Raw genomic sequence first — 21,737 nt, 5'->3', positions numbered from 1 at the left:
ACAGGGTTAGAACACTGTTTCTCACTCACGACCGCTATTCCGCGCGCTCCAGCAGGGTCCGGACTGCCGTGAGGACCAGTCGGCCGACCTCGTCGGGGTCGGCGCTGGCCAAGGGTTCCTTGCCGCTGACCTCGCGGACCAGCGCGATGCCCATCAGCCACGCGAGCGCGAGGTCCGCGCGCAGCTCGGCGTCCGGGGCGTCGGTCAGCGTGGCCAGCACCCGCGCGTACTCCTCGCCGATCTCCTCGCGGATGGCGGCCGCGACGCCGTCGCTGCCCGACGAACGCAGGTAGGTCTCGAGCGTGCGGTTCCGCGCCCCCTCGGGCGCCAGCATGCTGTGCAGGGACGCGCTGAAGAGCCGCTCGGGCGGCGTGGTGGCCAGCTGCTCGCGCCCGTCGCGGGCGATCACCGCCTCGAACAGCGCTTCCTTGCTGCCGAAGTAGCGGAACAGCAGTGCCTGGTTGGCTCCGGCCTCGCCCGCGATGTCGCGCACGGTGGTCCGGTCGAAGCCGCGCTCGGCGAACAGCTTCGCGGCCGCGTCCAGCAACGCCTGCTGCGTCGCCGCCGCGTCCCGCCGCCGGCCGGCCTGTTCCGTCACGGGAGCAGGCTAACCGGCAAACGGGACAAGCGCGCTCCTACCCGGTCAACCGGATCGCCGCGGCCGGGCAGGTCAGCTCGGCCTGGCGGACCGCGTCGTCCTCACCGGACGCCGGCTCGTCGGCGAGGAGGACGACCATGCCGGCCTCCTCGTCCTGGTCGAATGTCCCCGGCGCGAGCAGGACGCATTGTCCGGAAGCGACACAGGCTTCGGTGTCGGCGGTGATCTTCACCGGGCTCACCACGTCACGGGGACGGCGTCGACCCCGCCGGCGACGCGGTTGACGCGCACCGGGATGTCGTCGATCGCGCTCGCCAGCCGCAGGCCGGGGAAGCGGCGGAACAGCTTGGGGAACACCGTCCGCAGCTCGGTCCGGGCGAGGTTGGCGCCGATGCAGACGTGCGCGCCGGTGCCGAAGGCGAGGTGGACGTTCGGCGTGCGGCCCGGGTCGAACTCGTCGGGGTCGGCGAACACCGAGGCGTCGCGGTTGGCGGCGTCGCTGGAGATCAGCACGGCGTCACCGCGCAGGATCCGCGTGCCGGCGATCTCGACGTCTTCGTGGGCGTAGCGCAGCAGGCCGGTGCCGCTGGTCGCGGTCAGCCGCAGGATCTCCTCGACGGTCTGGTTGACCTCGCCGTCGGGATCGGCGGCGAAGCGGTCGCGGCGGGCGGTGTCGCTGAGCAGGAAGAGCGTGCCCATCGCGATCCGGGTGGACGTGGTCTCGTGGCCGGCGAACAGCAGGCCGGCGCCCATCCGGGCGAGGTCGTCGTCGGTGAACGTGGGGTCGTCGGCCTGGACGGCGACCATGTCGGAGATGACGTCCGGCTGCGGGTCCGCGCGCTTCGCCTCGGCCAGTTCCAGCATGTAGGCCTTGAACTCGGCCATCGCCGCCTGCGCGTCCGCGCCGCCGTCCATCATCGCGATCCGCTCGGACAGGCCGCGGAACTTCTCGCGGTCTTCGTACGGCACGCCGAGCAGTTCGCAGATCACCAGAACCGGCAATGGGAAGGCGAGGAAGTCGGTGAGGTCGACCGGCGTACCCGGGTCGGCGTCGTGGGCGGCCTGCAGGTCGTCGAGGCAGCGGTCGGTCAGCTCGGCGATCCGGTCGCCGAGGGCGCGCATGCGCGGCGCGGAGAACGCGGGCGCGAGCATCCGGCGCATCCGCTTGTGCTCGGCCTCTTCGGTGTCGAAGTCGCCGCTCGGCCCGTCCTGGATCGCGGCGTTCGAGATCCGCGACGCCTGCTCGGGCGCGGGGTGCGAGCGGCCGAACCGCTTGTCGCGGAAGACGTCCTTGGCCTCTTCGTACGACGTCACCAGCCACGCGGGGTCGCCGGCCGGGGTCAGCACGCGGCTGATCGGCGCCCGGCTGCGGAGGGCTTCGTAGTCCGGGGCGATCGCGAGCGCGTTCGCCCGGGCGAAGGGGAGGCGAGGCGTCTCTTCGGTGGTGGTCATGCGTCTCTCCTCAGTTCGGTTTCGAGGTCGGCGAGCCAGCGGAGTTCGGCGTCGAACTTCCCGAGGACGTGCCGCAGCGCGGCCCGGCCCCACGGATCGGCCTGCCCGGCGGCGAGCGCGGTGAGCCGTTCGTGCTCGGCGGTGAGCGCGTGTTTCCGCACGTCGAGCACGCGGGCGCGTTCTTCGTGGCGCAGCCGGCTGAAGCTGCCGACGCGCGCGAGGAACTCCTCCTCGCTGAGCGCGAGCTCGTCGGGGAAGTCCGCGAGCAGGTCGTGCAGCAGCTCCCGCCCGACCTCGGTGATCGTGTAGACGTGCCGCGGCGGTTTGGCCTCCTGCTCCTCCGCGCTGCGGCTCACCGCACCGGCGTCGACGAAGCGCCGCAGGGTCGGGTAGAGCGAGTTGTTCGACAAGGTGTGCCCGGTCGAGGCTTCGACGGCCTTGCGCAGCTCGTAGCCGTGCATCGGCTCGCGGTCCAGCCTCGACAGCAAGAGGATCTCGATCCACACCTAGGTCACCGTAACCTAGGTGTCGGTGACTGAGCAATGGCGGATCGTGACAGGTGGGAAGAAACTGTGTAGCTTTGTAAGCAGCTGCTTACAACCGAGCACGGGGGTTTTCCGAATGACCGTCACGCACACCGAGCCGCTCTCGTACCCCTTCAACGAGGAGGCCGGACTCGACCTCAACGACGCCTACGCGGCGGCCCGCGAAGCCGAGGGCATGGTCCGGGTCAAGATGACCTACGGGGAGCCGGCGTGGCTGGCCACCCGCTACGCCGACGCCCGGCTCGTGCTCGGTGACCGCCGCTTCTCGCGGGCGATGGAAAAGGAGAAGGACGCGCCGCGCCGCTCGCCCGTGCAGCGTGACGGCGGCATCCTGCAGATGGACCCGCCCGACCACACGCGGCTGCGGACGCTGGTCGCGAAGGCGTTCACCATGCGCCGCGTCGAGCTGCTGCGCCCGCGCGTCGTCGAGCTGGCGACGGGGCTGATCGCGGACATGAAGGCCGCCGGCCCGCCCGCGGACCTCGTCGACCTCTACGCGCTGCCCATCCCGGTCGCGGTGATCTGCGAGCTGCTCGGCGTCCCGGTCGCCGACCGGCCGAAGTTCCGCGTCTGGAGCGATGCCGCGCTGTCCACCAGCGGGCTGACGCCGGAGGAGTTCGAGCGCAACCGCGAAGAGCTGCGCGACTACATGCGCGGCCTGATCGCCGAGCACCGCGCGCAGCCCCAGGACGACCTGATGACGGCGCTCATCGAGGCCCGCGACACGCGCGATCGGCTGACCGAGCTGGAACTGGTCGACCTGTGCGTCGGCATCCTCGTCGCCGGCCACGAGACCACCGCGAGCCAGATCCCCAACTTCGTCTACGCGCTGCTCGACCAGCCCGGCCAGTGGCAGCGGCTGGTCGACGACCCGGACCTGATCCCGGCGGCCGTCGAGGAGCTGCTGCGGTTCGTGCCGCTGGGCGCCGGCGCCGGGTTCGCGCGCTACGCCACCGAAGACGTCGAGGTCGGCGGCGTGCTCGTGAAGGCGGGGGAGCCGGTGCTGGTGGCGGTCGGCGCGGCCAACCGCGACCGGCTGCAGTTCGACGACGCCGACCAGCTGCGCTTCGACCGCGGCGACACCCACCACCTCGGCTTCGGCCACGGCGTCCACCACTGCCTGGGCGCGCCGCTGGCCCGGCTCGAGCTCCAGGAGGCGCTGCGCGCGTTGGTCACCGAGCTGCCGGGTCTGCGCCTGGCCGGCGATATCGTGTGGAAGACGCAGATGCTCGTCCGCGGACCGCGGTCGATGCCGATCGGATGGTGAGCATGACCTGGCACGTGGAAGTCGACGAACACACCTGCATCGGCTCGGGGATGTGCGCCGCGCTGATGCCCGAGGTGTTCGTCCTGGAGGGCGCGGTCGCGCAGACGTCGGCGCCCGAAGTCGAGGCCGACGAGACGGTGCTGGACGCGGCGGACTCGTGCCCGGCGATGGCCATCACGGTGACCGACGGCGGCCGCGAGATCGGCCCGCGCCCCTAGGGTTCGTACCGGCCGCGCTCGGTGACGACGGCCGTGACGAGCTCGTGCGGGGTGACGTCGAACGCGGGGTTGAAGACCCGCGTGCCGTCCGGCGCGATCGGCGTCCCGGCGTAGTGGGTGAGTTCGCGGGCATCGCGCTCTTCGATGGCGATGCCCGCACCGGTCGCGAGGCTCGTGTCCACAGTGGACGACGGCGCGACGACCACGAACGGGATGTCGTGGTGCTTCGCGGCGATGGCGAGGCCGTAGGTACCGATCTTGTTGGCGACGTCGCCGTTGGCGGCGATCCGGTCGGCCCCGACGAGCACGCAGTCGACCATGCCCTTGGCCATCGCCGCGGCGGCCGCGCCATCGGGCTGGACGCGGTGGGGGACGTTTTCCTGCGCGAGTTCCCAGGCGGTCAGCCGGGCGCCCTGGAGGAGGGGACGGGTCTCGTCGACGAGGACTTCTTCGACGAGCCCGCGGTCGTGCAGGTGCCAGACGACCCCGAGGGCGCTGCCCCACCCGACGGTGGCGAGCCGCCCGGCGTTGCAGTGGGTGAGCAGCCTCAGCGGCCGGCGCGGGCAGGCGCGGAGCACGACCTCGGCGGCGTGTTCCGAGGCGGCCTTGTTGAGTTCTTCGTCTTCGGTGAGCAGGGCTTTCGCCTCTTCGAGGACGGCGTCCGGGCCTTGGGGGAGCTTTTTCAGGGCGCGCTCGACGCCCCAGGCCAGGTTGACGGCGGTCGGCCGCGCGGTGGCGATGAGCTCGGCGTCGGCCTCGACGTCCTCGCTGGTCCGGGCGGCGAGGGCGACGCCGAGGGCCCCGGCGGCCCCGAGGGCGGGCGCCCCGCGGACGGCGAGCCGCTTGACGGCGTCGACGAGCTCACCGACGGTCCGCAGGCGCAGCAGCCGGAACTCACCGGGCAGAGCGGTCTGGTCGATGACGACGACGGCATCGTCGGCCCAGTCGATGGTCCTGCGCACGTGCCCTCCTCGGGGTAATCGGGTTGCGCGCCCGGCGAAGATGCGACGGTGACCATTGAACGGCAGAACCCGCCCGGACTGCACACCCCACCGGGCTACCACCACGTGGTTTCCGTCTCGGCCGGGCGCACGGTGTACCTGGCGGGCCAGTGCCCCCTGACGGCCGACGGATCGGTGCCCGAGGGGGTGGCGGCCCAGGTCGACCAGGTGGTGGCCAACACGGCGACGGCGTTGAAGTTCGCGGGAGCAGCGCCGGCGGACGTGGTCCGGACGGTGATCTACGTGGTGACGGAGGACCGCGAGGTGCTGTCGGAGGCGTGGGACCGGTTGACGGAGTCGGAGATCGGCGAGGCGTTCACGTCGGCGAGCACGCTGCTGGGGGTGGCCCAGCTGGGCTTCCCGGGCCAGCTGGTGGAGCTGGACGTGACGGCAGCGCTGGACTGAGGCGCCTCTACAACCCGGCCATCAAATCCGTCTCCGTGATCCCCGGCCCCTGACCGGCCCGGATGAACCACTCGGTCCCGAACGCGAAAGCGAAGGCATCGTCCGGCATGGCCAGCATGAACATGTCCTCGCTGATCTGGCTCGGGTGGGCCCGCATGGCCGCCCGCTTCACGCCCACGTACTTCGACACGTCCACCGCCGCCGTGATCTCGGCCTCCGGCTTGCCGAACTCCACGTCCTCCGGTGGCTTCGGCGCCGCCTCTTCGGGCATCAGCCCCTGCTCCACCGCCTCCTCGAAACCGCGCTGCATGAACTCGCGGTTGAAGGTCGCCTGGAACACGCGGGACGTGCCCGCCAGCTCGGCCGCGCGCACGCCGACGCGGTGGACCTGGATGTGGTCCGGGTGGCCGTAGTCGCCGTTGTCGTCGTACACCGTCAGCACGTCGGCCGACTCCGCGCGCAGGATCTCCGCCAGCTGCTCCGCCGCCTTTTCGACGTCGGCCTGCCAGAAGCACGCCGGGTCGTCGTTCGTCGGCTCGCCCATCATCCCCGAGTCGCGGTAGCCCAGGAACTCCACGCGGGCCACGCCCAGGATCTCCGCGGCCGCGTGCGACTCCCGCACGCGCCGCTCCCACAGTTGTTCGCCCTCGGCGAGGAAGCCGTCGGGGACCTCGCCGACCTCGCCCCTGGTGGCGACGACGAGCACGACGCGGTGCCCCTCCGCGACGGCCTTGGCCATGACACCGGCGGTGCGCAGGCATTCGTCGTCCGGGTGGGCGTGGAAGGTGACCAGTGTTGCCATGTCCGCCAAGCTACCGAACACCACCGACAAAAACCGCCCGCGAGGGTGCGCACCTGCCGTTAGTCTCCCCGGTCGTGGCCGACGAGAAGAGCACCCTGCTGTCGTTCCTGCACGCCCAGCGCGCCGTGGTGCTGGCGATCCTCGACGGGCTCGGCGAGGACGCGCTGACCACCTCCGCCCTGCCGTCCGGCTGGACCCCGCTGGGCATGGTCGAGCACCTCGGGTACGCCGAGCGGCACTGGTTCCAGGAGGTCGTCACCGGCACCGCGGACCCGGTGTCCTGGCCGGACGACGACCACGAGCCGCTGCGGACACCGCGTTCCCCCGAAGTCGTCTTCGCCTTCTACCGCGAACAGTGCCGCCGCTCCGACGAGATCTTCGCCGCGACGCCGTTGTCCGCGCCGCCGAAGGCACCCACCCCGATCACCGCCGACCTGCGCGGGGTCGTCCTGCACATGATCGAGGAGACCGCCCGGCACGCCGGCCACCTCGACGTCGCCCGCGAGCTGCTCGACGGGCGCACCGGGCTTGGGCCGCGCTAGGCCTGTTCCTTCGCGCACCACCAGGTCGACCGGCCGCCGACCGTGCCGTGCACCATCTCCGCGCCGCAGCGCGGGCAGTGGTCGCCCGCGCGGCGGTGCCCGATGATCTCGCCCGTGTGGACGCCGCCGTGCTTGATCGCCGCGCGCAACGACTTCCGCAGCGCCTTGTGCAGATCCGTGAGCTCCTCGCCGGTCAGCTCGTTCACCGGGCGGGCCGGGCTGACCGCCGCCTGCCACAGGGTTTCGTCGGCCAGCAGGTTCCCGATCCCGGCCAGCACGGACTGGTCCAGCAGCCGCGCCTTCACCGGCGCCCGCCCGCGGCCCACGCGCGAGCGGAAGTCCGCGCGCGACACCTCGCCGGCGTCCGGGCCCAGCGCGTCGAGCTCGGGGTCGAGGCGCACCCGGCTGAGCCGTCGCGTGTCGAAGAGGCGCAGCTGTTCGCCGTCGGCGAAGGTGATCCCGAACCGGAACCACTCGGGTTTCTCGTCGCGGCCGCGGAAGCGCCGCGGCCCGGGCGGCCCGCTGCGGCCCGCGAACCGCAGCTGCCCGGCCATCCCGAGGTGCAGGCCGAGGTTCGGGCCGGGCCCGCCGTCGGCGTTCTCCGTTTCGCACCACAGCGTCTTGCCCCGCCGGTGCGCTTCGGTGAGCCGGCCGCCCCGCAGCGCGGCGGCGATGTCGCCGGGCGCGTGCGGACGGCACACCCAGTCGTCGTGGTCGTCGACGTCCCGGATCTCCCGGCCGAGCGCGTCGGCGAGGACCTGGCGGGCGAGCTCCACTTCGGGCAGTTCCGGCACGCCGACCAGTCTGACCGGTCCGGTGCCCGGCCGCAGATCACTCCGGCCGCACCCACTCGTAGAGGCGGTGGTCGGGGTTGGTGAGGTCCGGCGCGGCCATCACCCGGTCGATGACGAGCGCCCGCGCGACGAACCCGAAGTGCTGGTTGGCGCCGACCCGGCTGCGGAGGTACGCCTGGTTCGCGGGTCCGCGCACCGGATCGGTCAGGCACCGGGCCGCGGCCAGCGTTCCGCGGGCGTACCCGCCCGCGCAGATCGTGATCGTGCGCCGCCGGTCGAGCGGGTTGACCCCGCGGAAGAACAGGATGACGTCCTCGTGGAGGACGCGCGTCCCGTATTCGTCGCCGAGAACGGGGCTGAACCGCTGCGGCCCGTCCCCGTTGACGACTTCCACGCCGAGCCAATCCGTTTCCTGCGAACGGAACGACAGCTTCACGGGCAGGTGGAGGGCGGCGAACATATCGCGCGTCAGCACGTTGAAGTCCGACCCGCCGATCACCACGAGGTGGCTGGCGTAGTCCGCCTCCTGCAGCTCGTTCGTCGTCGCGAATCTCACGTCGTTTCCCGGGTTCAGGGCACGGATGTGACCGAACAGGTGGATCAGCGCGTCCGGATCGGCGTAGGTGAGCAGATCGACGTGGTCGGGGTCCCGCGGATCGCTCGGTGCGAATTTGCTGACGACCTCCGATTCCGGAATCCGCCCGCAGGTGATCATCACCGGCTCGTCCGGCGGGAACCGCCAGATGTCGGGCGTTTCCTCGTCGACGACCTCCGGGGGCTGCCCGCCGACGGCTCTTTCCCACGCGTTCGTCCACGCCGCCCGGTCTTCGCCGGGAACCCCGAACGCGTCCAGCAGCGCCAGCAACAGATCCCGCCGCGGTCCGCGACGGCCTGCGAGGACACCGTTCACGGTCGAGCGGGGCAGCACGTGCCCGCGTTTCTCGCCGAGCCGCTCGATTTCGCGCAGTGACGGATTCCCGGCGCGCACCCGGCATTGCCGCAGCAGCTCCGCCAATTGGGTGACCGTCGTGACCCCTGCGGGGTCGAGGTCACCGAATGGTCTGGGACGGGAAGGGGGCACCTTCCCATAGTGTCCCATCCCGGCCGGTTTTGTCCCACATCGTCTCATCCTTTCGCGTTCGTCTTCGTGTGTCCGCGAACGTGGTGCGCAAACCGCGCGCGCCTGTTCAATCGGCTCAGGGACATCGGCTCTGCCGAGGGGACGGACAATGCTTCACGTAGGTCAGCTCGTTTACGGACTCGTCGTCGTGGTCGACGTCGAAGGGTTCTCGCGCTTGGGGATTCTCGACCAGACCGCGGTGCTTTTCCGGCTCGAAGAAGTGCTCGACCGGGCGGCCGTGCGCGCGGGGCTCAGCCGCGCCGAATGGCTGCGGCAACCGCGGGGCGACGGGGAACTGGCGGTGCTGCCCGCCGATTCCGACGTTTCCCGGGTCGTCGCGGATTTCGCCGACGAGGTCGCGGAAGAACTGCGCCGGGGGAGCCGTCCCCGGCTGCGGTTGCGGATTTCGATGCACCACGGCGCCCTGACCGCGGGCGTGTTCGGCCCGATCGGGGACGCCCTGATCGTCGCCTGCCGGTTGCTCGACGCGGAATCCGCGCGGGAGGCGCTGGCCCGGCACGCCGGCGAAGACGTCGTGGTGGTCGTTTCGCAGCGGTTGTTCGAAGACGTCGTCGCCACGCGGTTCCGCGGGCTGCGTCCCGACCGGTTCCGCCTGGTGACCGAACAGGTGAAGGGACAGACCTACTGCGGGTACCTCTGCGTCGGCAGCCCGAAAGCCGTGCCCGAGCCGGAAGACGTGGTTCCGGTCGGGCACGGCACCGTGATCGAGCTGCCGGGCGGGTGACCCGCCGGTCAGGGGCGGCGATCCCGCCGGACCAGGGCCAGCGCCGGGACGATCACCACGGCCGCGAGGACGAAGGTCACCGGGTAGCCCACGGCGCCGATGATCAGCCCCGCGCCGAGCGCGCCGGCGGCCATGCCCAGGTCGTAGGCCGCGTTCCAGATCGCGCTCACCGCGCTCTCGCCGCCCGCCGGGACGCGGGCGTACATCAGCGTCAGCGTCGCGTTCTGCAGCGCGCCGAACCCCGCGCCCAGCACGACCGCCCCGCCGATCACCAGCGACGGCGTACCGGTGGCCGCGATGGCCGCCGTGCCCACGGCCGACAGCACGACACCGGGCACCAGCAGAACGGCGGGGCCGTGGCGGTCGCCGAGCCGGCCGGCGAACCAGCGGGCCGCGGTGGCCGCCGCGGGCTGGGCGAGCAACGCGCTCGCGGCGAACCAGGCGGGCTGGTCCGAAGCGGCGAGCGGGAGGAACGTGACCAGGACGCCGACCGCGGCGGTCGCCACGGCGAAGACCGTCGCGGGCCGGGTCAGCACCGGGTTGCGCAGGCCGGCGACGACGCCGTGGCCGCCGTCTTCCTTCGGGGTCGCGGAGTGGCGCGGCAAACCCGGCACCGACAGCAGCGCGAGCAGGGTGGCCACCGCCGTCGCCACGAACACCGGCGTGAAGCCCCAGTGCGCCGCCGCCCAGACCCCCGCGGGCAGCGCGAGCAGGCCGGGGATCCCGCCGACGATCCCGACCAGCGCGAGGCCCTCGCCGCGCCGGTCCGCGGGGATCAGCAGCGCGGTGACGGCGCCGCCGGCCACGACCGCGATCGCGAACCCGATGCCGCGCACCACGCTGACCCCGACGATCACCCGGACGTCCGAGCTGACCGTGAGCAGCAGCGTCGGCGCGCCGAGCAAGATCAGTCCGACGGACAGGGCCCAGCGGTAGCTGACCCGGGCGACCAGCCGCGGCGTCACCAGCTCGGCGGCGACGGTGGCGAGCAGCAGCGCGACCGTCGCGAGCCCGGCGCCGCTGTCCGAGCCGGCCTGCTTCGCGAACAGCGGGACCACCGAAAGCGGCAGGTAGAAGCCGATGGACGACCCGAAGATCGAGACGAAGCGGATGAGCAGGGCGCGGGACACCAGCCTCGGCCGGACTTGCAGGTCAGCGGTCATGACGAGAACGGTAGAAGCGAACTGGGTCACCAGTAAGGTCCAGTTCCATGGCTGTGGAGTGGGCCGGTTCGGGTCCGGAGCTGCTGTTCACGATCGACCGCGAGAGCGGCGCGGGCCTGCGTACGCAGCTGGAGGACCAGCTGCGCGACGCGATCCGCGGCGGCCGGCTGGCGGGCGGCGAGAAGCTGCCGTCGTCGCGCGAGCTGGCCCGCGGCCTCGGCCTGTCGCGGGGGCTGGTGCAGGACTGCTACGCCCAGCTGCAGGCCGAGGGCTACCTGACCAGCCGGGCGGGCTCGGCGACGCGGGTGGCCTCGGTCGCCCGGCCTGCCGAGCCGCCGCGGGTGAGCGCCCCGGAGCGGCCGAAGCACGACGTCGCCGACTTCCGCCACGGCGTCCCCGACCTGCGCCTCGCGCCCCGCGAAGACTGGGCGTGGGCCGTGCGCGAGGCCTGCCGCACCGCACCGAACAGCGCGTTCGACTACGGCGATCCCGCCGGCGCCCGGCACCTGCGGGAGGTGCTCGCGGCGTACCTGCGGCGGGTGCGGGCGGTCGTGGCCACGGCCGACCGGCTCGTCGTGTGCACCGGCATGGCGCAGGCGCTCGGGCTGGTGCTGCGCGCGCTCGCCGCCGGCGGCATCGGCTCGATCGCCGTCGAAGATCCCGGCGTCGTCCGGACGACGACCGAGCAGGCGAACGCGGCCGGCCTGGCCGTCGTGCCCGTCCCGGTCGACGGGGACGGCGTCGACGTCGCCGCCCTCGACCGCAGCGGCGCGCGGGCCGTGCTGGTGACCCCGGCCCACCAGTGGCCGACCGGCGTGGTGCTCGCCGGGCACCGCCGCCAGGAGCTGCTCGAGTGGGCGCGGCGGCGCGACGGCGTCGTCATCGAAGACGACTACGACGCGGAATTCCGCTACGACCGCGACCCGGTCGGTTCGCTGCAGGGCCTCGACCCCGACCGCGTGGTCTCGCTGGGGACGGTCAGCAAGTCGCTGGCGCCGGCGTTGCGGCTGGGCTGGCTGGTCGCGCCGGCCCGGCTGCTCGAGGCGGTGACGCGCGGCAAGCACGTCACCGACCGCGGGAGTCCCGGCCTCGACCAGCTGGCGCTGGCCCTGCTCATCGAATCCGGGCGCTACGACCGGCACCTGCGCCGCGCCCGCGCCGAGTACGCGGCCCGGCGCGAAACCCTGCTCACGGCGTTGGGCACGCACGTCCCCGGCATCCGCGTCACCGGGCTCGCGGCGGGGTTCCACGCGATCCTGCACCTGCCCCCGGGCGCCGACGAGGAACGGGTGATCGCCCGCGCGGCCGAGCGCGGCGTCGGGTTGTACGGCCTGGCCCGGATGCACGCGACGCCGTCGCCGACGGCCCCGCGGCTCGTCCTGGGCTTCGGCGACACGTCGCAACGGTCGATCGAAGCGGGGATCGCCGCCGTCGCGGACCTGCTGTCAGGCGTCGAGTGACTGCTGCGTGGTGACTTCCCAGGCGAACCCGTCCGGGTCCGTGAACGCCCCGGCGGAGTGATTGACGGCGATCCGGTGCGACCCGCTGCCTTCGTGGTCGACGCCGGCCTGCTTGGCGAGCGCCTTGCGCCGGTAGAGAGCCAGCTTGATCGAGCTTTCGCCGCCTTCGAACTCGACGTACACGCGGCTGAAGCTCTTCGCGACGGCGAGCCCGTGGTCGACGTAGAACTTCTTGGTGGCGGCGATGTCGGCGACGCCGAGCAGCAGCACGATGGCGTCGAACTCCCGCGTGACGGGGCCGGTGTCCTTCTTGTTCGAGGTGGCGAGGGTCCAGATGGCGCCATCGGGTGCCTGGACGGCGCCGCCGTAGCCCCACATGGACTTGGCGGCGGGCTTGAGCGTGGTGGCCCCGGCCTCGACGGCGCTCGCCATGAGCGAGTCGACGTCCCCGGGCTGGGCGACGGTGAGGGAGAGGGTGTAGCCGCGGAACCCGCTGGAGGGCTGCCGCGCGGTCCGGAAGCGGAGCTGGGTGGTGAGGCCGAAGGCGTCGGCGTAGAAGCGCTCGGCGGCGGCGGTGTCGGTGACCTCGAGGGTGAGGGAGTCGATGTTCGTCATGCCGGTAACGCTAGGTCCGGCCCGGTGACCGGCGCTTCTCGATTCCTGATCGGTTAGTACTCGCCCTTGATCACGAAGTAGGAACCGCGGATCGTGCCGGCCAGTTTGGACTTCTGGCGGGCGAACTTGAACGCCGACAGCTCCGCCGGCACCTCCATCCCGTCGGAGAGCTTGAACCCGACCGCTCGCTTGCCGCCGTCGTCCACTGTGTACATGACGTTGATCGACAGGCCGTTCTCGTAGAACACGTACGCCATCCGGATGTTCTCGACCTGGAACGCCGTCGCCTCGAGCGGGCGGGACGCGATGACGAGCCCGCGTTCCTCTTCGAGGATCCGGTGCACCCAGTCGACGGTCGCCCGGGCGGCGTCCGCCGGCTCGACCGTGAAGACGTGGTCGTACTTGTTCTTGAAGTACCGGGCCTCGTTCGCCCGCAGGCCGGCGAGCGCGGCCGCGACGGGCGACGACTCCAGGCCCGTGGTCGACACGGTGGCGAAGTCCACGGCGTGGGGCATGGCTGTTCTCCTCTATGCGGTTTCGGCTTCGTGGATGATCGCGACAGCGGCGTGCGGATCCGGCACGGTGACGGTCACGCTCCGGCCGGAGCGCAGGGTCAGCCGCAGGGCGGTGCCGGTCCGGACCGTGAAGTAGGTGTGGTGAGGGGTCCACCAGTAGCCGAGGTGCACGCGCCACAAGGAGGGCGCCAGATCGGTCACCTCGGCGCGTTCGATGTCCGCGAGGGCGTAGGTCCGCCGCGGCCACCCGAATATTCCACAGTGGACGGAGAGGCCGTTGGGCCCGGCCGCCGTCCGGACGCTGAGTCCGGTGAGGACGGCGACGAGCACCACGCCCGTGGCCACCAGCAAGGGAATTGCGGGGCCGGCGGGGTCGAGCCAGCTGCCGGGCGAGAGCGTGCCGAGGAGCAGCAGCGGCAACAGGAGCGCGACGGCGAGGGTGCCGACCAGTGGCCAGTTCGTCGACCGTCCGGTGTAGATCGAATACCGCCCGGCGGATGCCGTCATCGGGCACCGTCCTCTCGGGGTGTCAGCTTCTCGATGAGCCGAAGCAGGTCATGGCGCCCGACACCGTGCCGCCGGGCCACGGCCACCAGGGCTTGCGCGGCCTCGGTGACGGGAGCGGGCTCGGCGACGGCGGAGGCGACCCGCGCCCCGCGGCCGCGCCGGAACTCCAGCACGCCTTCCTCGCGCAGCTGCCGGTAGGCGGCCAGCACGGTGTTGCGATCGACCGAGAGGGCAACGGCGAGCTCGGCCGCGGGCGGGAGTTGTTCACCGACGGCGAGTTCCCCGGACGCGATCCCGTGCCGCACGCACGCGACGATCTGGAGAGGCAGCGCCTCCCGCGACGAATGATCGACTGTCCACCTCATGGTACTAGTATTATTAGCACCATCGAGTCAGGTGTCAACGGCGGTGCCGGTCCGGGCGCCGCGGCTGCCCGGGACTTCGTCAAACGCGCAACCGGCCCCAAGTGACGACAGCGTCTCCGCGGGTCCAGAAGTTCTTCGCTTCTCCTCTGGCCACGAGCTCGACGCAAGCTGCGTGGGCGCACTGGCTGACCCCCGGGCGCGCCGGATGGAATTCGTAGTAGTCGAGCATCTTGACTTCGATGCGGGTCCTGGCGTCGGATCTCCACCGCCGCCCGGCGAGCCACTGCACGCAGTCGATGGCGCCGTACGCGAACTGAAGATCCGGGTCGCCGTAGTCGCTCTGCTCGAGCCTGGTCGTGCCGGCCATCCCGCCGTGCGCGATCGACCGGCGGATCTTCTCGCGGACCCCGGCGGACCGGCTGATCATGTCCGCCACGTCGATGGCGACGTCGGTTCCGCTGCCGCCCAGGAAATGCCAGAACAGCCGAGCGGCCAGCGAACCGGCGGCGAAAACTCTCATCAGGGAGGCGATCGCGACGGCCCGGGGTGATCCGGCCGCGCACGCGCAGTCGACCGTGGACCGCGTATCGGGCCGGGGGATGCGGAGGTGCAAGAGGTCGTCCACCGCGCTGCCCACAGCCGATCCGCAGCGCGATTGGTACCCGCGTTGCAGGTCGTTCCACGGTGCCGTGGGCCGCAGGTCGTCCTGCGCCGGGTGACACGGGCCGAGCGCGGGCCGAGGCGAGCCGGGGTGCCTGCCCGGCGACGAGCCGTGGCCGTGTTCCTTGCGCTGGAGTGCCGCCGCACCCTCCGGCTCGTCCGGTTTCTCGTCGGCGCAGGAGCAACCAGGATGGACTTCACCGCCACAACGTTGCACGGCCGGGAGGAGGCTCAGAACCGCCCGGTTTCCTGCAGTGCGCTGGAGTGCACCGGCGGTTGCCCCTTCAGACAGTTTCACGGGTGGAACGACCGGCGCGCGCGACGAGACGGCCCCACAGCCACGCCACGCCGATCGAAACGGCCAGCAGCACCACGCTGCCCACGACGTCCAGCACGTAGTGGTTCCCCGTGGTGATCACGACCGCCACCATCAGCAACGGAAACCCCCACGGCACCAGCGCCCACCGGGTCCCACGCAACACGGTCCACGCCGCGTACGCGCACCACAGCGACCAGCCCACGTGCATGCTCGGCATCGCCGTGTAGTGGGTTGGATTCGTCCAGCTCTCCTGGTGGAACAAGTCGTACCGGGCCACGATGTCCACCGCCCCCGGCAAAGCCGACCGCGGCGGGGACAGCGGCACCGCCCAGTACACCGGCAACACGAGCACCGTCATGGCCACCATCGTCCGGCTGACCCGGCCGTACGCCGAGGCGTGCCGGAAGAACACCCACAGCAGCACGCCCGCGATTGCCACGTAGTACAACCGGTATACGTACGCCGCCGATCGGGCGAGGACCGGATGTCCGGCCAGCCAACGGTTCGCGCTCAGCTCGACGTCGATGTGCACCGCGTGCTCCCACGACTGGATCGCCGAAGCGTGCGCGTTCGCGGCCGCGAGGTTCGTGCCCAGTGAAGCGGCGATCCGCGCGAACACCACGAACCACAGCAGCAGGAGGACCAGCGACGCGGCCCGTCCGCCGAAGAGCCGTCTCACGCCGGCAGGGTGCGCCGCAGGAAGTCCGTTGTCAGGTCCCATGCCCGCGCTGCCGCCGCCGGGTGGTGGAACATCGGGGCCACCTTGTTGTGGAACGCGTGCCCCGCCTCCTCCTGCACGTGGATCTCCGCGCCGGCGTGCGAAGCCACTGCTTCCTCGACCACCGCCACGTCCGCGCGCGGGATGTACGGGTCCTGGCCGCCGAAGTGGAACTGGATCGGGCACGTCACCCGGGCCAGGTCCGCGATCTGGCTTGGGACCGTCGAGCCGTAGAACGACACCGCCACGTCGGGGTCGCCCGCGGCCGCCGCCGCGAACGCCAGCGAGCCGCCCAAGCAGAAGCCCAGCACGCCCACTCCGCCCGTCACCTCAGGCGAAGAACGCAAGTGGGCCACCGTTTCCAGCACGTCCGCGAGGCCCAGTGCCGGGTCGAACTTCGACGCCACCTCCATCGACGCCGCCACCCCGGCTTCGTCGTGGGTCGACGACCAGCCGGGTGCCGTGCGCCGGAACAGTTCCGGGATCGCCACCACGTAACCCGCCGCGGCGAGGTCGGCCGCCACCGAGCGCAGGTAGTCGTCCAGGCCGAAGATCTCCTGGACCAGCACCAGACCCGGGCCGTTGCCGGACTTCGGCTGCCACACCGGGAGGTCCGTCAGCACGCTCTTCATCGGAAAGTCCTCTCCAGGACGTCGGCGACCAGTTCGGCCTGGTGGCCGTCCGGGTCGAGGTCGGGATCGAACACCGTCAGCTCGAACCCCGCCGCGCCCGGCAGCGCCAGCAGGCCGCGCAGCAGCGAAACCAGCGTGTCCGGGTCCAGGCCGCCCGGGTCGGGACTGTCCACAGCGGACACGTACGCCGGGTCGAGGACGTCGATGTCCACGTGGACCCAGAACCCGTCCACGCCCGCGAAAGACGGCAGCGAAACCCCGGAGGTCATCAGCTCTTCCGATGTGACAACGGAAATCCCCGCCTCGCGCAGCTGGGACGACTCCGCCGTCCGCACCCCGAGCACCCGCACGTCGCTGTCGCGGACGTACGGCCGCAGCCCGTCGACGTCGGCCAGGTCGCCCGCACCGCGGCCGGTCATGATCGCCAGGTCCTCGCCGGCCGCCGCGCCGACGTGCTCCGCGATGCCCAGGTGGCGGAAGTCGTCGTGGCCGTCCAGGTAGGCGATGCCGTAGCGGCCGGCGCGGCGCAGGGCCAGCATCGCGCCGAGCGAGATCGAGCAGTCGCCGCCCAGGACGATCGGGAACCCGCCCGACGACCGGATCGCGCTGATCCGCCCGGCCAGGGCACGTGTGTAGGCGGCGATGGCCGCGGAGTTGCGGACGCCGTCGCCCGGCGACCACGTGCCGACGTACCGCCCTGGCGTCACGACGCCCCCGTCGGACGCGCCCAAGCGGTCCAGGATCCCGAGGTCGCGCAGCACGCCGGGTGTCTTGTAGCAGCCGGGCACCGCGCCCTCGACGGGCGGGCGGAGACCCAGGTTGGACGGTGCGTCGAGCAGGACGTAGTTCCCCACCCGGTCACCGTACTGGCTCCGCGGCCGGGAGCGTCCTAAGTTGAGGTGCCGACCAAGGAGGCTCGATGGCCGAGAAGACCAAGTACGTCCTGGACGAAGACGATCTCCCGACCCGGTGGTACAACGTCATCCCGGATCTGCCGGAGCCGCCCCCGCCGCCGCTGCACCCCGGCACCCGCGAGCCCGTCGGGCCCGACGACCTCGCCCCGCTCTTCCCGCAGGCGCTCATCGCCCAGGAAGTGACGACTGATCGCTATGTCGACATCCCGGAGGAGGTTCGGGAGGTCTACCGGCTCTGGCGGCCGTCGCCGCTGTTCCGCGCGCGGCGGCTGGAGAAGGCGCTCGGCACGCCGGCGCGGATCTACTACAAGTACGAAGGCGTCAGCCCGGTCGGCTCGCACAAGCCGAACACCGCCGTGCCGCAGGCGTTCTACAACGCGCAGGAGGGCGTCACCCGGCTGACCACCGAGACCGGCGCCGGCCAGTGGGGGAGCGCGCTCGCGTTCGCCTGCGCTCAGTACGGCCTGGAGTGCGAGGTCTGGCAGGTTCGCGCGTCCTACGACCAGAAGCCCTATCGCAAGCTGATGATGGAGACGTTCGGCGCGACGGTCCACCCGAGCCCGTCCGAGCTGACCGAGTCCGGCAAGGCGATCCTCGCCGAGCACCCCGACTCGACCGGCAGCCTCGGCATCGCGATCAGCGAGGCGGTCGAGCAGGCGGCGCAGGACCCGGACGCGCGCTACGCGCTGGGCAGCGTGCTCAACCACGTCCTGCTGCACCAGACGATCATCGGCGAGGAAGCGCTCAAGCAGTTCGAGCTGGCGGGCGACACCCCGGACGTCTTGGTCGGCTGCACCGGCGGCGGCTCGAACTTCGGCGGCCTGGCGTTCCCGTTCCTGCGCGAGAAGCTGGCCGGCCGGATGGACCCGGTGATCCGCGCGGTCGAGCCGGCCGCGTGCCCGTCGCTCACGCGGGGGAAGTACGCCTACGACTTCGGCGACACGGCCGGCCTCACGCCGTTGCTGAAGATGCACACGCTCGGCCACGACTTCATCCCGGACCCGATCCACGCCGGCGGCCTGCGGTACCACGGGATGTCGCCGCTGATCTCGCACATCTACGAGCTCGGCCTGATCGAGGCGATCGCGATCGGGCAGCAGGAGTGCTTCGCGGCGGGCGTCCGGTTCGCGCGGTCGGAGGGCATCATCCCGGCACCCGAGCCGACGCACGCTTTGGCCGCGTGCATCCAGGAAGCGTTGCGGTGCAAGGAAACGGGTGAGGAGAAGGTGATCCTCACGGCGCTGTGCGGCCACGCGCACCTGGACCTGCCGGCGTACGGCGCCTACCTGGCGGGGGACATGGTGGACAACGAGCTGTCCGCGGCCACGCTCGAGAACTCGCTGGCGACGCTGCCGTGATGCCCGGCCCGCTCGGAGATCAGAGAACGTCCGGAATCTCCGGGCGGGCCAGCTCGTTCCGCATCTCCGCCAGCACCACCCGGTCGCGGCCCGCGGCCTTGGCCGCGAACACCGCGTCATCCGCCGCCTGCAGCAGGATCGTGTACTCCTGGGCCGTCTCCGGGTACACCGCCGCGCCGATGGACGCCGTCAGGCCGTCGATCACCTCGGGCTTGCCCGGGCGGATCACCGGGACCGGCACCTCGATGCGGGCGATCGCCGCGCGGATGCGGTCCGCGATGGACACGATCTCCGCGCCCGTCGCGCCCGGTAGCAGGACCACGAACTCGTCGCCGCCGAAGCGCCCGACGTAGTCGCCGCCGCGGACCGAGTGCTGGATCGCCGCCGCGATCGCGCGCAGGACCTCGTCGCCGGCCAGGTGGCCGTTGCCGTCGTCGATGGCCTTGAAGTGGTCGATGTCGATCATCAGCACGCCCGCCGTGGACGCCAGCTCGGCGGCGCGGGCCAGCTCGTTGCGCGCCAGCTGCACCCAGAACTCCGGCGCGAGCAGCGCCGTCTTGGAGTCCGTGCGCGCGGCCGCCTGGAACTGCGGCAGCAGCAGGCCGATGTGCAGCGCCACCGGCGTCACCATGAGCACCGGCAGCAGCCACGGCCGGACCGTCATCACCAGCGCGATCCCGCAGCCGACGCCGACCGCGGCCAGCACGATCAGCACGTCCGACGGGTTCCCGAACGCCTGCCGCGGTGGTTTGCCCGGGTTGCTCATCAGGATCGCCAGGATCACCAGCACGTAGTTGAGCCCGAAGTAGACGATCCCGGACAGCAACAGCGCGGTCATCCCGCCGAACCCGTCCAGGTACGGCACGTACGGCGCCACGTGCCCGGTGCCGGCCGACAGCACGGCGCCCGCGGCGAAACAGGCGAGGATGACCGTGGCCCCGGAAAACACTTTCCGGTGAATAACGCCGCGTCGCTTGTACACGCGCACCCAGGAATGGGCATAGCTGACGACGATGACGAGCGTGGCCAACGGCGGCGGCAGCAGGAGCAGGCCGGCGAAGATCCAGATCGACTGCAGGTGCATGTGCGGCCGGCCGTCGGCGGCCAGCTCGCGGATGCGCTCGATGCGTTGCGCCGCTTCGAGGTGCACGACCTCGCCCGCGAGGATCAGTCCACACCAGAGCAGCGACTGGGTGGTGATCGGCACGAGTGACGCCGTGGCGACGACCGCGATCAACGCCAGCGCGTCGACGACGAGGACGTACCCGAGCACCGGAGTGCCGAGCTTCCACATCGCCCACGTACGGAGACCTGATCGTGGACGTTCTGAGCTGGGCTTTCGCCCTTGGGACCCGGACAATCCCACGAAACGCCCCTCTTCTCAGGACGGATGCCTTCGCGGAAATCGTCACTGTAATCGAATGAACGCGGTGTGTCACTAGGCTGGTCGGGCTACCGTCCGGTCACGCACCGTGCAAGATCCCTCACGAACAGGAGAAATCATGTCGCACTTCCTGCCCAACGCGAACATCGTCCCGTCCCGGCGTCGCGCGCAGCGGCCGACCGACTGGACGCGGCAGCTCCCCACCGACTGGACCCGCGCGATCCCGACGGACTGGACGCCGCGGCAGCTGCCGACCGACTGGACCGCCCGCGAACTGCCCACCGACTGGACCGTCCGCGAGCTCCCGACCGATTGGACCCGCCCCGGCGTCTCGCCAGCGCTGCCGCAGTGCCCGACCGACTGGACCCGGTCCTGACGGCTACCCGGTGACCGGCTTCGACGGCCGGTCACCGGGACTCCAATTGCGCCCGCCGCCACATCAGGGCCGCACCGAACGCCGCCACCACGCCGATCGCGCCGGCTCCGGCGACCACGCCGTGCGGGGCCGCGCGCTCGGCCGCGACCCCGGCCAGCACCACGCCCAGCCCCTGCGACACCCGCAACGCCGTCAGCGCGAACCCGAACGCCTGCGCGCGCTGGGTGTCCGGGGTCAGCTGGACGAACGTCGTGTTCGCGATCAAGTTGTACGAACTGGCCATCCCGGACAGCGTCAGCAGCGCCAACGTGGCCTCGAGGTCCGGCCGCAGCGCGCAGCCCAGCAGCGCCGCGCACGCCAGCACCGCCAACGGCCCCAGCAGCCGGCCACGCCGATCGGGCGGGACGCGCGACAGCGCCGCCATCCCGAGCACGTTCCCCAGCGCGTACGCCCCGAGCAGCAGCCCGACGACCACCGCGCCGCCGCCCAGTTCCGCCGCGTACGGCGCCGCGATCGCCTCGCCCGCGATGTAGATCCCGGACACGCACCCCAGCGCCACCAGCGCGAGCCGGCGCCGGTCGCCGACGACCACCGTCCAGCCCGCCCGCACGTGCCGCCACCAGCGGACGCCGGACGACTCGCGCGGCGGCCGGGACCGGACGCCGGTGGCCAGGAACAGCGCCGACGCCGCGAAGCTCACCGCGTCCGCGAGCAGCGCGCCGCCGGTGCCGATGGCCGCCACCAGGAGCCCGCCGAGCGCGAACCCGGCGACCTGCCCCGCCTGCACCAGCATCATCAGCAGGCCCATCCCGGGCACGAACGTCTCACCGGGCAGCACCTGCGGCAGCAGGGCCGCGCGCGCGGAGTTCCACACGGGGTTGAACAGCTGGACGCCGATCAGCAGCGCCGCGACCGCCGGCAGCGGCAGGCCCGGCCACGCCATCACGGCGACCGCCAGCGCGCGCAGCACGTCGGCGGAGACCATCACCGCCCGCGGCGGGTACCGGTCGGCCAGCCCGGACAGCAGCGGCCCGCCGACGAGGTCCGGCAGGAACGTCAGCGCGTACGTCAGCGCGGCCCAGCCCGGCGAGTTCGTCCGGTCGTAGACCAGGATCGACAGCGCGACCCGCGCGAGCTGGTCACCGGTGACCGAGACCAGCTGCGCGGAGAACAGCGCCCGGAACTCGGCCACCGCGAGGACGTCCCGGAAGCCGACCGCGCGCACCGCCATGGCGACCCACGGTACCGGCGCGGACGCCCAG

27 protein-coding genes are annotated in these 21,737 nt (G+C 71.9%); 8 read left to right on the top strand and 19 right to left on the bottom strand.

Annotated elements, in window-relative coordinates:
• Positions 1 to 34 precede the first annotated feature (34 nt).
• From ACIQWX_RS30025 to ACIQWX_RS30010, 4 genes are read right to left on the bottom strand one after another with little or no spacing between them, the layout of a single operon-like run.
• Positions 35 to 598 carry a TetR family transcriptional regulator gene (locus ACIQWX_RS30025; RefSeq protein ID WP_400877969.1) on the bottom strand — a complete coding sequence of 188 codons (564 nt, stop codon included), beginning with the start codon at positions 596 to 598 and terminating at the stop codon, positions 35 to 37.
• Between the two features lie 37 nt (positions 599 to 635).
• A complete protein-coding gene (locus ACIQWX_RS30020; RefSeq protein ID WP_400877966.1) occupies positions 636 to 830 on the bottom strand; it encodes a ferredoxin in 195 nt (64 codons plus the stop codon).
• 5 nt (positions 831 to 835) lie between these two features.
• The gene (locus ACIQWX_RS30015; RefSeq protein WP_400877963.1) at positions 836 to 2,050 is read right to left on the bottom strand and encodes a cytochrome P450; all 1,215 of its coding nucleotides are present in this window, start codon (positions 2,048 to 2,050) and stop codon (positions 836 to 838) included.
• On the bottom strand, positions 2,047 to 2,556 hold the full coding sequence (locus ACIQWX_RS30010; protein WP_400877960.1) for a PadR family transcriptional regulator: 510 nt from the start codon (positions 2,554 to 2,556) through the stop codon (positions 2,047 to 2,049). The genes ACIQWX_RS30015 and ACIQWX_RS30010 overlap by 4 nt, the downstream gene beginning before the upstream one ends.
• Positions 2,557 to 2,671: 115 nt before the next feature.
• Here ACIQWX_RS30010 and ACIQWX_RS30005 point away from each other — a divergent pair, with 115 nt between their 5' ends.
• Both ACIQWX_RS30005 and ACIQWX_RS30000 read left to right on the top strand, forming a co-directional pair.
• Entirely contained in the window at positions 2,672 to 3,862 is a 1,191-nt protein-coding gene (locus tag ACIQWX_RS30005; protein WP_400877957.1) for a cytochrome P450, read from the top strand.
• Between the two features lie 2 nt (positions 3,863 to 3,864).
• Positions 3,865 to 4,080: a ferredoxin gene (locus ACIQWX_RS30000; protein WP_400877954.1), complete on the top strand. Its 216-nt coding sequence runs from the start codon at positions 3,865 to 3,867 to the stop codon at positions 4,078 to 4,080.
• Here the strand turns inward: ACIQWX_RS30000 and mtnA are convergent.
• Positions 4,077 to 5,042 (bottom strand): S-methyl-5-thioribose-1-phosphate isomerase, encoded by a 966-nt coding sequence (mtnA, locus tag ACIQWX_RS29995; protein WP_400877952.1) that lies wholly within the window; start codon positions 5,040 to 5,042, stop codon positions 4,077 to 4,079. The genes ACIQWX_RS30000 and mtnA overlap by 4 nt on opposite strands.
• Positions 5,043 to 5,090: 48 nt before the next feature.
• On the opposite strand from mtnA, the gene ACIQWX_RS29990 reads away from it, so the two are divergent.
• Complete coding sequence (locus ACIQWX_RS29990; protein WP_400877949.1) at positions 5,091 to 5,486, top strand: RidA family protein; 396 nt, start codon at positions 5,091 to 5,093, stop codon at positions 5,484 to 5,486.
• Positions 5,487 to 5,493: 7 nt separating this feature from the next.
• On the opposite strand, the gene ACIQWX_RS29985 is transcribed toward ACIQWX_RS29990, so the two are convergent.
• Positions 5,494 to 6,288 (bottom strand): PIG-L family deacetylase, encoded by a 795-nt coding sequence (locus tag ACIQWX_RS29985; RefSeq protein ID WP_400877946.1) that lies wholly within the window; start codon positions 6,286 to 6,288, stop codon positions 5,494 to 5,496.
• 74 nt (positions 6,289 to 6,362) lie between these two features.
• Between ACIQWX_RS29985 and ACIQWX_RS29980 the strand changes: the two genes are divergently transcribed.
• The gene (locus ACIQWX_RS29980) at positions 6,363 to 6,830 is read left to right on the top strand and encodes a DinB family protein (protein ID WP_400877943.1); all 468 of its coding nucleotides are present in this window, start codon (positions 6,363 to 6,365) and stop codon (positions 6,828 to 6,830) included.
• On the opposite strand, the gene ACIQWX_RS29975 is transcribed toward ACIQWX_RS29980, so the two are convergent.
• Entirely contained in the window at positions 6,827 to 7,624 is a 798-nt protein-coding gene (locus ACIQWX_RS29975) for an Fpg/Nei family DNA glycosylase (RefSeq protein WP_400877940.1), read from the bottom strand. The genes ACIQWX_RS29980 and ACIQWX_RS29975 overlap by 4 nt on opposite strands.
• A gap of 37 nt (positions 7,625 to 7,661) precedes the next feature.
• Entirely contained in the window at positions 7,662 to 8,639 is a 978-nt protein-coding gene (locus ACIQWX_RS29970; RefSeq protein ID WP_400877937.1) for a helix-turn-helix domain-containing protein, read from the bottom strand.
• Positions 8,640 to 8,853: 214 nt separating this feature from the next.
• Between ACIQWX_RS29970 and ACIQWX_RS29965 the strand changes: the two genes are divergently transcribed.
• The gene (locus ACIQWX_RS29965; RefSeq protein WP_400877934.1) at positions 8,854 to 9,489 is read left to right on the top strand and encodes a hypothetical protein; all 636 of its coding nucleotides are present in this window, start codon (positions 8,854 to 8,856) and stop codon (positions 9,487 to 9,489) included.
• 8 nt (positions 9,490 to 9,497) lie between these two features.
• Here the strand turns inward: ACIQWX_RS29965 and ACIQWX_RS29960 are convergent, their stop codons facing one another.
• On the bottom strand, positions 9,498 to 10,652 hold the full coding sequence (locus ACIQWX_RS29960; protein ID WP_400877932.1) for an MFS transporter: 1,155 nt from the start codon (positions 10,650 to 10,652) through the stop codon (positions 9,498 to 9,500).
• 47 nt (positions 10,653 to 10,699) lie between these two features.
• Here ACIQWX_RS29960 and ACIQWX_RS29955 point away from each other — a divergent pair, with 47 nt between their 5' ends.
• Entirely contained in the window at positions 10,700 to 12,112 is a 1,413-nt protein-coding gene (locus tag ACIQWX_RS29955) for a PLP-dependent aminotransferase family protein (protein ID WP_400877929.1), read from the top strand.
• On the opposite strand, the gene ACIQWX_RS29950 is transcribed toward ACIQWX_RS29955, so the two are convergent.
• The 8 genes from ACIQWX_RS29950 to ACIQWX_RS29915 all read right to left on the bottom strand — a co-directional run bounded on the left by ACIQWX_RS29950 (position 12,098) and on the right by ACIQWX_RS29915 (position 17,297).
• Entirely contained in the window at positions 12,098 to 12,727 is a 630-nt protein-coding gene (locus ACIQWX_RS29950) for a glyoxalase (RefSeq protein ID WP_400877926.1), read from the bottom strand. The genes ACIQWX_RS29955 and ACIQWX_RS29950 overlap by 15 nt on opposite strands.
• A 53-nt stretch (positions 12,728 to 12,780) precedes the next feature.
• Positions 12,781 to 13,242, bottom strand: a complete 462-nt coding sequence (locus ACIQWX_RS29945) for a phage tail protein (protein WP_400877923.1) — start codon at positions 13,240 to 13,242, stop codon at positions 12,781 to 12,783.
• 12 nt (positions 13,243 to 13,254) lie between these two features.
• Positions 13,255 to 13,749: a hypothetical protein gene (locus ACIQWX_RS29940; protein WP_400877920.1), complete on the bottom strand. Its 495-nt coding sequence runs from the start codon at positions 13,747 to 13,749 to the stop codon at positions 13,255 to 13,257.
• Positions 13,746 to 14,114 carry a GntR family transcriptional regulator gene (locus ACIQWX_RS29935; protein ID WP_400877918.1) on the bottom strand — a complete coding sequence of 123 codons (369 nt, stop codon included), beginning with the start codon at positions 14,112 to 14,114 and terminating at the stop codon, positions 13,746 to 13,748. The genes ACIQWX_RS29940 and ACIQWX_RS29935 overlap by 4 nt, the downstream gene beginning before the upstream one ends.
• Before the next feature lie 79 nt (positions 14,115 to 14,193).
• Entirely contained in the window at positions 14,194 to 14,634 is a 441-nt protein-coding gene (locus ACIQWX_RS29930; RefSeq protein WP_400877914.1) for a hypothetical protein, read from the bottom strand.
• A 424-nt stretch (positions 14,635 to 15,058) separates the two neighbouring features.
• A complete protein-coding gene (locus tag ACIQWX_RS29925; protein ID WP_400877911.1) occupies positions 15,059 to 15,772 on the bottom strand; it encodes a phosphatase PAP2 family protein in 714 nt (237 codons plus the stop codon).
• The gene (locus tag ACIQWX_RS29920; RefSeq protein WP_400877908.1) at positions 15,769 to 16,443 is read right to left on the bottom strand and encodes a dienelactone hydrolase family protein; all 675 of its coding nucleotides are present in this window, start codon (positions 16,441 to 16,443) and stop codon (positions 15,769 to 15,771) included. The genes ACIQWX_RS29925 and ACIQWX_RS29920 overlap by 4 nt, the downstream gene beginning before the upstream one ends.
• Complete coding sequence (locus tag ACIQWX_RS29915) at positions 16,440 to 17,297, bottom strand: arginase family protein (protein ID WP_400877905.1); 858 nt, start codon at positions 17,295 to 17,297, stop codon at positions 16,440 to 16,442. The genes ACIQWX_RS29920 and ACIQWX_RS29915 overlap by 4 nt, the downstream gene beginning before the upstream one ends.
• Before the next feature lie 65 nt (positions 17,298 to 17,362).
• Here ACIQWX_RS29915 and ACIQWX_RS29910 point away from each other — a divergent pair, with 65 nt between their 5' ends.
• Positions 17,363 to 18,715 carry a TrpB-like pyridoxal phosphate-dependent enzyme gene (locus ACIQWX_RS29910; RefSeq protein ID WP_400877901.1) on the top strand — a complete coding sequence of 451 codons (1,353 nt, stop codon included), beginning with the start codon at positions 17,363 to 17,365 and terminating at the stop codon, positions 18,713 to 18,715.
• A gap of 19 nt (positions 18,716 to 18,734) precedes the next feature.
• Here the strand turns inward: ACIQWX_RS29910 and ACIQWX_RS29905 are convergent, their stop codons facing one another.
• Positions 18,735 to 20,009: a diguanylate cyclase gene (locus ACIQWX_RS29905; RefSeq protein WP_400877899.1), complete on the bottom strand. Its 1,275-nt coding sequence runs from the start codon at positions 20,007 to 20,009 to the stop codon at positions 18,735 to 18,737.
• Positions 20,010 to 20,217: 208 nt separating this feature from the next.
• Between ACIQWX_RS29905 and ACIQWX_RS29900 the strand changes: the two genes are divergently transcribed.
• Positions 20,218 to 20,475 (top strand): hypothetical protein, encoded by a 258-nt coding sequence (locus ACIQWX_RS29900; protein WP_400877896.1) that lies wholly within the window; start codon positions 20,218 to 20,220, stop codon positions 20,473 to 20,475.
• A 31-nt stretch (positions 20,476 to 20,506) separates the two neighbouring features.
• On the opposite strand, the gene ACIQWX_RS29895 is transcribed toward ACIQWX_RS29900, so the two are convergent.
• A complete protein-coding gene (locus ACIQWX_RS29895) occupies positions 20,507 to 21,706 on the bottom strand; it encodes an MFS transporter (protein WP_400877893.1) in 1,200 nt (399 codons plus the stop codon).
• Between the last annotated feature and the right edge of the window lie 31 nt (positions 21,707 to 21,737).

This window comes from Amycolatopsis sp. NPDC098790 (assembly GCF_044759945.1).
In the GTDB taxonomy this organism is placed as follows: domain Bacteria; phylum Actinomycetota; class Actinomycetes; order Mycobacteriales; family Pseudonocardiaceae; genus Amycolatopsis.
The sequence above is the reverse complement of the archived record's forward strand: the minus strand, read 5'-3'. Positions and strand labels throughout refer to the sequence as shown.